Consider the following 12952-nt stretch of genomic DNA (forward strand, 5'->3'; position numbering starts at 1 on the left):
TCGGGTGCTCACTCCGACGACGCTCCGTGGGCCCGCGCCGAACGGACATCCATGTCCTGACGGCGCTCTCGCGGCATCCATGCCGCTCGGCCCACTGCGCGTCGTCTGCGTTTGGCCTGCACCCAAGTCGCGCTTTGTGGTGTCTGGCCTGCTGCGGTATGAAGAACAAAAGCCAGAGCGCGCTTTGCGCTATTTAGATTCAACGCCTCAATCGTTGAATAAACATAAAACCGGTGGGAGTCAGCTTGCTGACGAATGCGGTTTGTCATTCACCTTTGATAGTGCTGAACCACCGCATTCGCGGGCAAGCGCGCTCCTACGGCCTCCGGCCAGAATCAAGAGCCGGCAGCGAAACCGATGCATGCGGAGTGTCAGGCGTAACCGGGTCGCCTGATGTTGCTGCCGCTTCGCGCCAGATCGCGGGACAAGCCACGCTCCTACAGTACAGAGTAGCGCGGGGAGATTGATGCACAGACCAAGAAAGCGAGGAGCGTTAGCTCCAGCCCATGCTGTTCATATGCGCGACAGTCCAGACACCACAAATCGCGACTTGGGTGCAGGCCAAACGCAGACGACGCGCAGTGGGTCGAGCGGCATGGATGCCGCGAGAGCGCCGTCAGGGCATGGATGCCCGTTCGGCGCGGACCCACGGAGCGTCGTCGGAGTGCGGGTACCCGACGAAGGAGGGCCCAACCAGGAGCTGGGCACTTTTGGTTACTTTTGGTGCCTTTTCAAAAGTGACCCGCCGGAGGGGCGGAAAGGTGAGTCGGCGCCACCCGAGAGAATGGATCTGCTCACCCTCCCAATGCCAAACCCAGCGAACCCAACAAACCCACCAGCCGCGAACCTCAAAACAGTAAGAAGATCAGAGGCAGACCGCTGCGTCGCTTTTGATTCCGCCGGAGGCGTAGTAGCTGCCGGGGTGGCGCTCCACTTTGTCCCGCGATCCGCCGCCCTCCGGTCGCAATCATCGCTCCTTCACTGACGTTTCTGCAGGTTGCGGCCTGTGTCACGCCACCGTGACATTTGCCTCAAGTCTTTTCATTCGCGCCGACCTGTGGCGTAGTGTGTTTCGCAAGATGACCGACTGGAAGAGGTAGAGAACGATGACCCTGCAAAACCGCCTGGACAACCTGTACCCAAGGGCCGATGAGATTCCTGAGCAGTTCCGCGCAGGACCTGCCATCGAGCAGCGTGAGTACCTGGTCAATGGCGAGCTGCGTCAGTGGCAGGGGCCGCTGGCGCCGGTGCTCAGTCCGGTGTCGTTGAAAACCGACGCGGGCTTGGAGTCTGTGGTATTGGGCAGCACGCCGCTGATGGACGCGGACACCGCAATGACAGCGCTTGACGCCGCCGTCAAAGCCTATGACCGCGGGCAGGGTGCCTGGCCGACGATGCGTGTCGTCGAGCGCATCCATCACGTCGAAACCTTCCTCAAGTTGATGCGCGAGCAACGCGATGCGGTGGTCACGCTGCTGATGTGGGAGATCGGCAAGAACCTCAAGGACTCGCAGAAAGAGTTCGACCGGACCTGCGATTACATCGTCGATACCATCAACGCGCTGAAGGAGCTGGACCGCCGCTCCAGCCGTTTCGAGCTTGAGCAGGACACGCTGGGCCAGATTCGTCGCGTCCCGCTGGGTGTCACCCTGTGCATGGGCCCCTATAACTACCCGTTGAACGAAACCTTTACCACCCTGATTCCGGCGCTGATCATGGGCAACACCGTGGTCTTCAAGCCCGCCAAGTTCGGGGTATTGCTCATCCGTCCGCTGCTCGAAGCCTTCCGCGACAGCTTCCCGGCCGGGGTCATCAACGTGATCTACGGCAGCGGCCGCGAAACCGTCAGTGCGCTGATGGCCAGCGGCAAGATTGACGTATTTGCGTTCATCGGCACCAACAAGGCGGCGAGCGCGTTGAAAAAACTGCATCCCAAACCCCATCGTTTGCGCGCTGCGTTGGGTCTGGACGCGAAAAACCCCGGTATCGTATTGCCTGACGTCAATCTGGACAACGCGGTCAGTGAGGCCATCACAGGCTCCCTGTCGTTCAACGGCCAGCGCTGCACCGCGCTGAAAATCCTCTTCGTGCATGAGAACGTGGTCGGCAGCTTTCTTGAAAAATTCGAAGAGAAGCTGGCGCAGCTCAAACCGGGCATGCCGTGGGAACCGGGCGTGTCGCTGACCCCGCTGCCAGAACCGGGCAAGACCGATTACCTCCAGGGCCTGGTCGACGATGCGGTGAGCAAAGGCGCGAAAGTGGTCAACGAAGGCGGTGGTGAGACCCATCAGCAGTTCTTCTACCCGGCAGTGCTGTACCCGGTGACCCCGGACATGCGGGTTTACCACGAAGAACAGTTCGGGCCCGTGGTGCCGGTGGTGGCCTACCGTGACCTGGAGACGGTGATCGAGTACGTGCTCGACTCGGATTTCGGCCAGCAGTTGAGCATCTTCGGTAACGATTCCAAGCAGGTGGGGCGTCTGGTCGATGCCTTTGCCAATCAGGTCGGCCGGATCAACATCAACGCCCAGTGCCAGCGTGGGCCTGACAGCTTCCCGTTCAACGGCCGCAAGAACTCGGCAGAGGGCACCTTGTCGGTTGACGACGCGTTGCGTGTGTTCTCGATCCGGACGCTGGTGGCCACCAAGTTCCAGGAGAGCAACAAAGCGCTGATCAGCGACATCATTCATAACCGTGAATCGAGTTTTTTGACCACCGATTACATTTTCTGACAGAGGGGTTTGCACCTTGGCGCCGCGCCCCTTAGTGTGCGCGGCAGCCATCTGCCTTGAACCTGCGGATGACGCTGTACTCCAAGCATTTACATACTGACTGGACGCCACCGCCCTTGGTTGAAGCTACCCTCGAATTACTGCTCAGCAGCCCTGCAACTCAGCCCTCGCGTGTCCTGCAGATGCTGCGTGCCGCCACCGCGGTGCAGCACAAGGCGCTGGAAGTCCGCCTGCCACTGACCCATCCCGATCTTGATCGCGCCACGTACCAGCGAATTATCCAGGCGTACTACGGTTTCCATGCGCCTTTGCAATGGCAGATCGAGCGTTTTCATGCACCACAGGTCGCTCCGTCCGAACGGCACAAGGTCCCGGCGCTGGTGAAAGACCTGCATGCGCTGGGATTGAGCGATGCAGAGATCAACGCGCTGCCGTTGTGCGCCGAACTGCCGCCTCTCACCTGCGAAGCCGACCTGCTGGGCATCATGTACGTCATGGAAGGCGCGACGCTGGGCGGCCAGGTGCTGCGCCGCATCATCGCCGAACGGCTGTCGATCGACGCTGCCAGCGGCGGCGAATTCCTGGATGTCTATGGCCGGGACACAGGACGTTTGTGGAAGGCGTTTCTTAAACGGTTGGCCGAATTCGATCATCCCGACGACAACCTGCTGGTGGTGCGTTCGGCCTGTACAACGTTCGCCTCGTTCGCCCGCTGGCTGGAAGGTACAGGAGTGCTGCGATGACCTCTGAAAACGATTTGCAGACGCTGCTGCAGACCTGCGCCGACGAACCGATCCGGATCCCGGGGGCGATTCAGCCTCATGGCGTATTGCTGACGCTTGACGAGGCCAGCTGGACTGTTCAACAAGTCAGCGCCAATGCCGGCTCGCTGCTGGGGATCGCTCCGCAGGTGCTGGCAGGCCAGAACTTATCCAGCTGGCTCGGCGACGCGCCGTCGGAACGCTTGCGTACACGGCTGCTCAACGAGTCGCTGGACGAGATCAACCCGATCTCGCTGCACATTGGCGATCAAACCGTCGAGGGCGTGATACATCGCCACGACGACCTGCTGTTCATTGAGCTTGAGCCGACGCAGTTACACGCCGAGTCCGTCGGATTGGATCTGCGCCTGACCCGCGTACTGCGGCGTCTTCAATCGGCGAAAACCCTGTCGTCGCTCTACGAGATTAGCGTCAACGAGATTCGTGCGCTCACGGGCTATGACCGCGTGCTGATTTACCGCTTTCAGGAGGAGGGGCACGGCCAGGTCATTGCCGAATCCGCCAACCCTGAGCTGGAGGCGTATCAGGGGCTGTTTTTTCCAGCCAGCGACATTCCCGAGCAGGCGCGCGAGCTGTATCGCCTCAACTGGTTAAGGATCATTCCCGATGCCGGTTATGTTCCGGTGCCCATGGTGCCGGCGTTGCGTCCCGACAACGGTCAGCCGCTGGACATGGCGTACGCGGTGTTGCGCAGCGTGTCGCCGATCCATTGCCAGTACATGCATAACATGGGCGTACGCTCGTCCATGAGCATTTCGCTGCTTAAGGATGACCAGTTATGGGGCCTGATCAGCTGCGGCAATCGCCAGCCATTGCGGGTGCCTCATGCCTTGCGCGCGGCGTGCGAGACCATCGGCCAGGTGCTTTCGATGCAGATCAGCGCGCTTGAAGAACTGCACGCACAGCGTCAGCGTCAGGCGAAGGCCGGTCTGCTGACGACGCTCGCGCAGGCGATGGCCGACGCTGACGGCGACGTGTACCAAGGGTTGATCGAACATCCTGAGGACGTGTCGGCGCTCGCCAATGCCAGTGGTTTTGCAGTGGTTATCGAAGATCAGGTGCATCGGTTCGGAGACTGTCCAACGGCTGAGCAGGTCAAAGCGTTGCAAGTCTGGGTGCAGCAGCAGCCAGCCCCGGTGGTGGCCACCGCGAGTCTGGGCACAGTCTTCGCTCCCGCACAGGCATATTCGCGGGTCGCCAGTGGTTTGTTGGCGTTCAGCCTGCCCAAACCAGTCGAGAATGCCGTTCTGTGGTTTCGGTCCGAGCAGAAGGGCAGCGTGCAATGGAGCGGCAATCCAGATGCGTCGAAGGTGGTGGTTGCCAACCGGTTGCAGCCGCGCGAATCGTTCGAGGTCTGGAAGCAGCAGGTCGACGGAACGGCGCTGCAGTGGGATGTCGGCGACGTTCATGCGGTGACCGACTTGCGGCGATCAGCGCTGGAATCGGACTTGTCGCGGCAGGTATTGCGGGAGAAAGACGCCGTGCGCGCCCGGGACGAACTCGTGGCAGTGGTGTCCCATGACCTGCGCAGCCCGCTGACGGCGATCGTCATGCAGTGCGGGATGATGCAGCGGTTGATCGCTGCCGATGTCAGCCCGGCGTCAAAACGCCTGAATTCGGCGATCGATACGCTGCAGCGGGCCACGGCGCGAATGACCCGGCTGATGGAAGACCTGCTCGATACGTCGACCATCGAGGCAGGCCGCTATTCCATTTCTCCGCAAGCGCTGGAAATCAGCCAGTTGTTCGAGGACGCCTGGTCTTTGCTGACGCCGTTGGCGCTGAACAAGTTCATCGACTTGACGTTCTCCGGCGAGCCCCATCTGAAGATCATGGCTGACCCTGAGCGGATGTTTCAGGTGCTCTCCAATCTGGTGGGTAACGCCATCAAGTTCACCCCCAAGGACGGGTTGATCAGCGTGACAGCGACGCTGGAGGGCGAATTCGTCGCCGTCAGCATCGTCGACTCGGGAGCGGGTATTGCCCCGGATCAGTTGCCCCATGTCTTCGAGCGCTACTGGCGCATCCGGGAAGGCAATCCAAGCGGCACCGGCCTGGGGTTGTACATCTCGCAAGGGATCGTCAAGGCCCATGGCGGCGAGCTGACCGCGTCCAGCGCGCTGGGCGTCGGCAGCGTTTTCCGGTTCACGGTGCCGGTGGCGAGTCCGGCGTGAACATCGATTCCCATCTCTGATTCCGCTCCATGGCGCGCTTTGCGAAGTTGGCGCGCCAGGCAGCCTGGTGCCCGACATCGCCAGGCTCATCGTCGTGAGCGGCAAAAACAGGCCGTTCGCTGTAGGCGCCTGGCGTGACCGGGTGTTCAAAAAAACAACTGAATGTTTCATCAATGTTTGGTTATCTGACGACGCCTTCTATATTCTTTCCCCGTCTATCCCGATGTTTTAAACGGCAGCGGCGCGAGAACGCATTCACGCAAGGCCAAAGGAAAGCTGATGAGTACCACCAGCACGCCGCTCTCCGGCGTCAACAAACCGCTCAAGGGCATCGCATTGATCGTCCTGGCGACTTTCCTGTTTTCCAGTCACGACACCTTGTCCAAATACCTGTCCGGCATCTACCCGATCATGATGGTGGTCTGGGTTCGTTACGTAGTGCACACCGCGTTGATGGCCTGCATCTTCATGCCGTCCTCGGGATTGCGGGTCTTGCGTACCAAGCGTCCCGGGTTGCAGGCGCTGCGCGCGGCCTGTTTGCTGGGAACCAGCCTGCTGTTCACCAGCGGGTTGATGTTCATCCCCATTGCCGAAGCGACAGCGGTCAACTTCCTTGCGCCTCTGCTGGTCACGGCGTTGTCGGTGCCGTTGCTCAAGGAGCAGGTCAGCCGCGGGCAGTGGATCGCCGTGTTGGTGGGGTTCAGCGGGGTCATGGTGATCGTGCACCCGGGGGGAGAGCTGTTTACCCCCGCCGTGCTGCTGCCACTGGGTTCTGCGTTGTGCTTTGCCTGCTACCAGTTGCTCACGCGCCTGGTGGCGGCGCATGACAGCCCGACTACCAGTAACTTCTTCGCCGGGTTGTTCAACAGCTTGTTGATGAGTGCCATCGTGCCGTTCTTCTGGCAGTCACCGGAGTGGAAGCACATTCCGTTCATGCTGGCATTGGGCACGTGCGGGATGGTTGCGCATTTGATGCTGACCCAGGCGTTCCGCTTCGCGGCGCCTGCCTTGTTGGCGCCGTTCGGGTATTGCCAGATCGTGTTTGCCGGGCTGTGGGGCTTTATCGTGTTCAACCATGCGCCTTCACTGACGGCACAGGCGGGGATCGCGATCATCTGCCTGAGCGGGCTGGCGGCGGCGTGGCAGCAGCGCAAGAAGGGCGGGTAGATTTTTTTGGATCGAGCATGCTGCGGTGATGAAATGCATCGTCGGGGCCCTTGTGGCGGGTGAAGAAGGCGGCGCGCGTCTTTGAAGTAAGGGCGGCATACTGGCATATGCCACTTCCTTAACGTGGCGGTGCGGCTCATAATCGCGCGACTCCAACGTGGTCGTGAGCAACGCATGAATACTGTCGACGACACCCTTGCCGAAGCGGCCGTAGCGGCCCCGCGCAAGAGCCGCAAGAACAATCCGGAAAAAACCCGTGACGGCATCCTTCAGGCTGCCATCGCGGAGTTCGTGGCCCAAGGACTTTCGGGCGCGCGGGTTGATGCCATCGCTGAACGGACGCAAACCTCCAAACGCATGATCTATTACTACTTCAATAGCAAGGAGCAGTTGTACAGCGAAGTGCTGGAGAAGCTGTACGGCGACATCCGTCATACCGAGAGCAGTTTGAAACTGGACGTACTTGAGCCCATGGCGGCGATCCAGCGTCTGGCCGAGTTCACCTTTGATCACCATGATCGTAACGTCGACTTCGTGCGCATTGTGTGCATCGAGAACATCCACAATGGCGACAACGTCAAACAGTCTCCGACCATTCGTGCGTTGAGTCAGCACGTGTTGCAGGCGCTGGATGAGACCTTGCGTCGAGGCGAACAGGAAGGCGTTTTCCGTAAAGGCGTGCAGGCGGTCGACCTGCACATGCTGATCAGCGCCTTCTGTTTCTATCGCGTGTCCAACCGCCATACATTTTCGGAGATTTTCCAGATCGAGCTGGAAGACCTGGACGTGAAGGCGCGACACAAGGCGATGATCAGCGATGCAGTGATGCGTTACCTGGTGCCATAAGCGAGCCTCGCTCGACGTCTCCTGTCCTTCGGCAATGCCCTGACCGATACGCTGACCGTCGGCGCAACACAACGCAACGGTATTCATCGCGCCCATCCGGCGAACTTTATCCTGCCCGTGACAGGCTTGCACTTGCGCAGCGGCATTGCGGCGCGAGGCGTCAGTCCTCACCCACGACTGTCTAAAATCACCACGTCCTGTGCGCGCTTTGACTATTGCCCCTCGAGGCGACAGAGCGGAGTATTTCGCTGCTACCGTTATGCAAAACACAAGAAAAACAGTGCAGGGAAAACACCATCATGCAAATCGAAGGCAAGGTATTTCTGGTCAGTGGCGGCGCATCCGGCCTGGGCGCGGCCTCGGCGCAGATGCTGATCGAGGCAGGCGCCAGGGTCATGCTGGTCGACGTTAACGCCCAGGCGCTCGACAGCCAGCTTCAAACGCTCGGCGCCGGTGCGCGCGCCAGTGTCACCGACATTACCCAGGAAAGCGCCGCGAAGGCGGCTGTCGAGAAAGCGCTGGTCGAGTTCGGGCAGGTCAATGGCCTCATCAACTGCGCCGGTATCGTCGGTGCGGAAAAAATCCTCGGCAAGGAAGGTCCTCACGGTCTCGACAGCTTCAGTCGTGTCATCAACGTCAACCTCGTGGGTAGCTTCAATCTGTTGCGCCTGACGGCGGCAGCCATTGCCGAAGGCAGCCCCGATGAAGGGGGGGAGCGCGGTGTCATTATCAATACCGCGTCGGTTGCCGCCTACGATGGCCAGATCGGACAGGCGGCCTACGCGGCTTCCAAGGGCGCCATCGCCAGCCTTACGCTGCCCGCCGCGAGGGAACTGGCGCGCTTCGGCATCCGGGTCATGACCATCGCGCCCGGTATTTTTGAAACCCCGATGATGGCGGGCATGACCCCGCAAGTGCGTGAAAGCCTGTCGGCCGGGGTTCCGTTTCCGCCACGGCTCGGCCGGCCGGATGAATACGCTGCACTCGCACGTCACATTATCGAAAACAGCATGCTCAATGGCGAGGTGATCCGTCTTGACGGCGCCCTGCGCATGGCTGCGCGCTGATCGAGGAGAAGCCCCATGTCACTGAACAAACGCCAAATGCCGATCGAAGACCCGGTGGTCATCGTCAGCGCTGTTCGCACGCCCATGGGCGGGTTTCAGGGCGATCTGAAGAGCCTCACTGCGCCGCAGCTGGGTTCGGCCGCCATTCGCGCGGCGGTTGAGCGCGCTGGAATCAGCGCGGCGGACGTCGAGCAGGTGCTCTTCGGTTGCGTGTTACCCGCAGGGCTGGGGCAGGCTCCCGCCAGGCAAGCGGCGTTGGGCGCGGGGCTGAACAACGGGACGCTGTGCACGACGCTGAACAAAATGTGCGGTTCAGGCATGCAGGCAGCGATCATGGCCCACGACCTGTTGCTCGCGGGCAGCGCTGAGGTGGTGGTCGCAGGCGGGATGGAGAGTATGTCCAACGCGCCTTATCTGCTGGACAAGGCTCGCAGCGGTTACCGCATGGGCCACGGTCAGATCATCGACCACATGTTTTTCGATGGCCTGGAGGACGCCTACGAGCGAGGGCGGTTGATGGGCACCTTCGCCGAAGAGTGCGCGTCGCTCGAAGGGTTCAGCCGTCAGGCGCAGGATGCGTTCGCCGTCGCATCATTGACTCGCGCCCAGGACGCGATGAAACAGGGCCGCTTCGAGGCGGAGATCGTCCCCGTGCAGGTGACGGTCGGCAAAGAGCAGAAAACGGTAAGCCAGGACGAGCAGCCACCCAAGGCACGGCTCGACAAGATCCCTGAGCTGAAACCGGCCTTCCGCGAAGGCGGCACCGTGACCGCTGCCAACGCCAGTTCAATTTCCGATGGCGCGGCGGCGTTGACCCTGATGCGGCAGTCTGAAGCCACGCGCCGGGGCCTGAAGCCATTGGCGGTAATCCGAGGGCATTCCGGTTACGCGAATAAGCCAGGGCTGTTTCCGACGGCACCGATCGGCGCTGTTGAGGCGCTCATGCGCAAGACCGGCTGGGCACTGACTGAGGTCGATCTGTTCGAGATCAACGAAGCGTTCGCCGTGGTGGCGCTGGTCGCGATGAGCAAACTTGGGTTGCCGCATGAGAAGGTCAACGTCAATGGCGGCGCTTGTGCATTGGGTCATCCCATCGGTGCGTCAGGTGCAAGGATTCTGGTGACGCTCATTTCTGCATTAAAGCAGCGTGGGCTTCATCGTGGCGTCGCGGCCATCTGCATCGGGGGTGGCGAAGCGACGGCAATGGCGCTGGAAATCATATGAAGGGCTTCTAAATCAATTATTTGCGGCGATTAGTTAAAGTCGTTTCATATATCGCTTGAACGAGTATGAATAATTAATAATGGAATAAATACAATGAGTTACGAAACTATTCTTACAGAGATTCGAGGTCGTGTTGCGCTCATCACGCTCAATCGACCAGAGGCGCTTAACGCCCTGAATTCAGCATTGATCAGCGAACTCAACCATGCACTCGATGAGCTGGAAAGCAACAGAGATATCGGCTGCATCGTCCTTACCGGCTCGGCAAAAGCGTTCGCGGCGGGCGCTGATATCAAGGAAATGGCAGAACTCAAATACCCCCAGATCTACCTCGACGACCTCTTTAGCGAGAGCGACCGCGTGGCGAGTCGGCGTAAGCCGATCATCGCGGCAGTCGCCGGCTTTGCGCTGGGTGGTGGTTGTGAATTGGCGCTGATGTGTGACTTCATTCTCGCGGCCGACAACGCCCGCTTCGGCCAGCCTGAAATCAAGTTAGGCGTGCTGCCAGGGATGGGCGGCACTCAACGGTTGACCCGCGCGGTGGGCAAGGCCAAGGCCATGGAAATGTGCCTCACGGGCCGCTTGATTGACGCGGTCGAAGCCGAGCGTGCGGGACTGGTGGCGCGCATTGTGCCGCAGGACCAATTGCTTGAAGAGGCGTTGAAGGTCGCTCAGACCATCGCAGCCAAGTCATTGCCCGTGGCGATGATGGTCAAGGAAAGCGTTAACCGGGCCTTTGAAGTCAGTCTTGCCGAAGGTATCCGCTTTGAACGGCGGGTATTTCATGCGGCATTCGCCAGCGAGGATCAGAAGGAGGGCATGGCGGCTTTCATCGAAAAACGTGAACCGACGTTCAAGCACCGCTAAGGATCGAGAGGCCTGGCTTGCCGGTGTCCATTGAGCGACGCCTATGAGTCGCTTTTTGTGGCCGCGCTGACCGGCATAGCAGGCGTCAGCTGAAAACAACTGCGCAGCGTCCGGCAATGCCCAGGATGCACCAGGCACAATGAGTCGTCACCCCCACGATGCAGGTCCAGGAGGCGTGAAAACTCGGGCGGGCTCAAGCCTAGCCAGCCGTTGAGGTCCGTGGTGCCTTCGAAGAGGATGTCTTCGGGGGCAATGCGGGCCAGTTTTGCCAAATCCGGATCCGGCATACGAACGATGTACCACATGCAGTACGGCAAGGGCCGCATAGGCTGGGTGGGGTCGACCAGTTGCAGGTCATGGACGAATCCGTCTTGCTTGAGTGGTGCCACCGCGGGCGCGCCCTCGGCCAGCCCGGAGGGTGAGAGATCAATGCCGGTCTCGGTGATGCTGAGCGTGGCATGAGGGCTTCGCAGGATGAGGGGGATCGGGCTGTCGACGCGCACGTGTTGGCCAGGCCGTAGAGGGATGACTGACGTGGCCCTGTCCTGTTCGAAACCCTCCAGACGCAGTGTGCGGCCCAAATGAGTGTCGTCTGCGTCAGAATCGAGGCTGCTGCACACCACGGGTTGATCCGGATCGCCTTCAAAGAAGCTGACGTTTAGCCGAGAGCCTGCCACGCAGTGCCTCAGGTTGCTGGTGATGCGGGCCCAACTGTCTTCGCCGCCTTGCTTGACGTCTCGGTGTTGCCAGTCGTAGCGCACTTTTATGCGACCCATCCTGTCGGCGCCGTCCTGGGTTTGTGTCGCGGGATGTGCGCCGGTCAGGCAGGGCTTGTGATGTTCCTGCGACGGGCGAAACGGCATCACCCATGGAATCACCTGAAAGGCATTGAAGTATCGGCCCAGCGCCGGTTTCTCCAGTGCTGTCTGACGCATCCGGGCTGCGCTGACGGGCGCGCACGACTCACCGGTTTCGACGATGGCATGAAGGATCTGGATGACATTCAAGGTCGGGCAACGCTGAAGAGGCGCCAGCTGTTTGCCGCTATGTTGCACATCCGTGATCAGCCATTGGTCGTTGAGCAGCGCATCAACATGCCCATCGACCCGCATCACACCGCCGCTGCGCAACCATGGATGGCGGCTGCTCCCCATGATTTCCCGTCGTTCGCAGCGTAAGCGTTCCAGTTGCCGGCTACTGACCTGCTGGTGGCCCTGTCCGCGGAACGTACCTGAGTTGGACGGCATCCACAGGGAGTGATTCTCGGCCTGGGTGGAAGCCAAGGGGCCTGGAAAGGTTGCAGGGACATACAGCTCGCCCGCGTGGCTGCTGTAGCACGTGCGGACTGACAGTTGCTCGGCCAGGTCATCGATCTCGACGGCCTGTGGCCACTCGGGGAAGCCGGCCGGGTCATCGGAAAACACCAACGTATGGCGCTGTGGATGGTGTTCGAAGCGAAAACTGATGCCTTCTTCCTCGCACAGCCTGCACAGCAGGTGCAGGTCGCTTTCATCGTATTGCACACAGTGCTCGCGCGAGGGGTAGACGCCGAACAGGTGATCGAAGCGCATGTAATCTTCGCTCAGACCGTGATTGTCGAGCAGGCAGGTGATGATTTGCGGGACGCTCATGCCGTTGAAGGTTCGGCGGCGCACGGCATGCTCAAGCTGCTGCAAAGCGGGCATCAAGCGCAAGCGGTAAAGACTCAGGGGCTGACCGCGGTGCAGGCGGTGCATCCTGTGAATCTGCCCATGGACACCGTGGGGGTTGCCAGTGGTCACGCCCAGTTGCAGCCAGGCGTCCAGTTGCAGGAGCGCGGCGCAGTCCAGGTCAGGGTCGGGGCTGACCAGATCGATATCGAAGCAGAAGGGCGCATTCAATCGGTCCCGACCGTTGACGCCGATGACCTGCAGATTGCTCGGGCCGTTGGCGATGGCCAGGGTCATTGTCACGTGCGGGTCTTCGCGCATCGGCTGTGTCACCTTGAAAATTCGAGGTGCAGAGGGTACGAAAACGCGTGGAGCAATAGGGCGGCTGCGGAATTTTCGGAAGCGGACTACACGCTCCGTTTGAATATCCTGAGGCAACTTGTG

General features: G+C 60.6%; 10 protein-coding genes. 9 read left to right on the top strand and 1 reads right to left on the bottom strand.

Annotated features, from left to right (window positions below; translation table 11 throughout):
- Positions 1 to 1106: 1106 nt before the first annotated feature.
- From BMY73_RS05470 to BMY73_RS05505, 9 genes are all read left to right on the top strand, one after another.
- Positions 1107 to 2732 (top strand): NADP-dependent glyceraldehyde-3-phosphate dehydrogenase, encoded by a 1626-nt coding sequence (locus BMY73_RS05470; RefSeq protein ID WP_092405608.1) that lies wholly within the window; start codon positions 1107 to 1109, stop codon positions 2730 to 2732.
- 116 nt (positions 2733 to 2848) lie between these two features.
- Entirely contained in the window at positions 2849 to 3475 is a 627-nt protein-coding gene (locus BMY73_RS05475) for a biliverdin-producing heme oxygenase (protein ID WP_371914950.1), read from the top strand.
- Positions 3472 to 5688 carry an ATP-binding protein gene (locus BMY73_RS05480; protein ID WP_092405611.1) on the top strand — a complete coding sequence of 739 codons (2217 nt, stop codon included), beginning with the start codon at positions 3472 to 3474 and terminating at the stop codon, positions 5686 to 5688. The genes BMY73_RS05475 and BMY73_RS05480 overlap by 4 nt, the downstream gene beginning before the upstream one ends.
- A gap of 67 nt (positions 5689 to 5755) precedes the next feature.
- Positions 5756 to 5920, top strand: a complete 165-nt coding sequence (locus tag BMY73_RS28250) for a hypothetical protein (RefSeq protein ID WP_162770511.1) — start codon at positions 5756 to 5758, stop codon at positions 5918 to 5920.
- A 47-nt stretch (positions 5921 to 5967) separates the two neighbouring features.
- Complete coding sequence (locus BMY73_RS05485) at positions 5968 to 6855, top strand: DMT family transporter (protein ID WP_092405613.1); 888 nt, start codon at positions 5968 to 5970, stop codon at positions 6853 to 6855.
- A gap of 174 nt (positions 6856 to 7029) precedes the next feature.
- Positions 7030 to 7701 (top strand): TetR/AcrR family transcriptional regulator, encoded by a 672-nt coding sequence (locus tag BMY73_RS05490; protein ID WP_092405615.1) that lies wholly within the window; start codon positions 7030 to 7032, stop codon positions 7699 to 7701.
- A gap of 299 nt (positions 7702 to 8000) precedes the next feature.
- Positions 8001 to 8768 (top strand): SDR family NAD(P)-dependent oxidoreductase, encoded by a 768-nt coding sequence (locus tag BMY73_RS05495; RefSeq protein ID WP_062381802.1) that lies wholly within the window; start codon positions 8001 to 8003, stop codon positions 8766 to 8768.
- Positions 8769 to 8804: 36 nt separating this feature from the next.
- Positions 8805 to 9992: an acetyl-CoA C-acyltransferase gene (locus BMY73_RS05500; protein ID WP_092405793.1), complete on the top strand. Its 1188-nt coding sequence runs from the start codon at positions 8805 to 8807 to the stop codon at positions 9990 to 9992.
- Between the two features lie 93 nt (positions 9993 to 10085).
- Entirely contained in the window at positions 10086 to 10859 is a 774-nt protein-coding gene (locus BMY73_RS05505) for an enoyl-CoA hydratase (RefSeq protein ID WP_062381799.1), read from the top strand.
- 41 nt (positions 10860 to 10900) lie between these two features.
- On the opposite strand, the gene BMY73_RS05510 is transcribed toward BMY73_RS05505, so the two are convergent.
- A complete protein-coding gene (locus BMY73_RS05510; protein ID WP_092405617.1) occupies positions 10901 to 12829 on the bottom strand; it encodes a type VI secretion system Vgr family protein in 1929 nt (642 codons plus the stop codon).
- Between the last annotated feature and the right edge of the window lie 123 nt (positions 12830 to 12952).

Origin of the sequence: Pseudomonas sp. NFACC02, from assembly GCF_900110765.1 — a bacterium.
Lineage (GTDB): Bacteria > Pseudomonadota > Gammaproteobacteria > Pseudomonadales > Pseudomonadaceae > Aquipseudomonas.

Bases quoted from the DNA above. Each gene is read 5' to 3' on its own strand.
- BMY73_RS05510 (WP_092405617.1), bottom strand. From the start codon at position 12,829: ATGCGCGAAGACCCGCACGTGACAATGACCCTGGCCATCGCCAACGGC.
- BMY73_RS05480 (WP_092405611.1), top strand. From the start codon at position 3,472: ATGACCTCTGAAAACGATTTGCAGACGCTGCTGCAGACCTGCGCCGAC.
- BMY73_RS05470 (WP_092405608.1), top strand. From the start codon at position 1,107: ATGACCCTGCAAAACCGCCTGGACAACCTGTACCCAAGGGCCGATGAG.
- BMY73_RS05495 (WP_062381802.1), top strand. From the start codon at position 8,001: ATGCAAATCGAAGGCAAGGTATTTCTGGTCAGTGGCGGCGCATCCGGC.
- BMY73_RS05500 (WP_092405793.1), top strand. From the start codon at position 8,805: ATGCCGATCGAAGACCCGGTGGTCATCGTCAGCGCTGTTCGCACGCCC.
- BMY73_RS05490 (WP_092405615.1), top strand. From the start codon at position 7,030: ATGAATACTGTCGACGACACCCTTGCCGAAGCGGCCGTAGCGGCCCCG.
- BMY73_RS05505 (WP_062381799.1), top strand. From the start codon at position 10,086: ATGAGTTACGAAACTATTCTTACAGAGATTCGAGGTCGTGTTGCGCTC.
- BMY73_RS05485 (WP_092405613.1), top strand. From the start codon at position 5,968: ATGAGTACCACCAGCACGCCGCTCTCCGGCGTCAACAAACCGCTCAAG.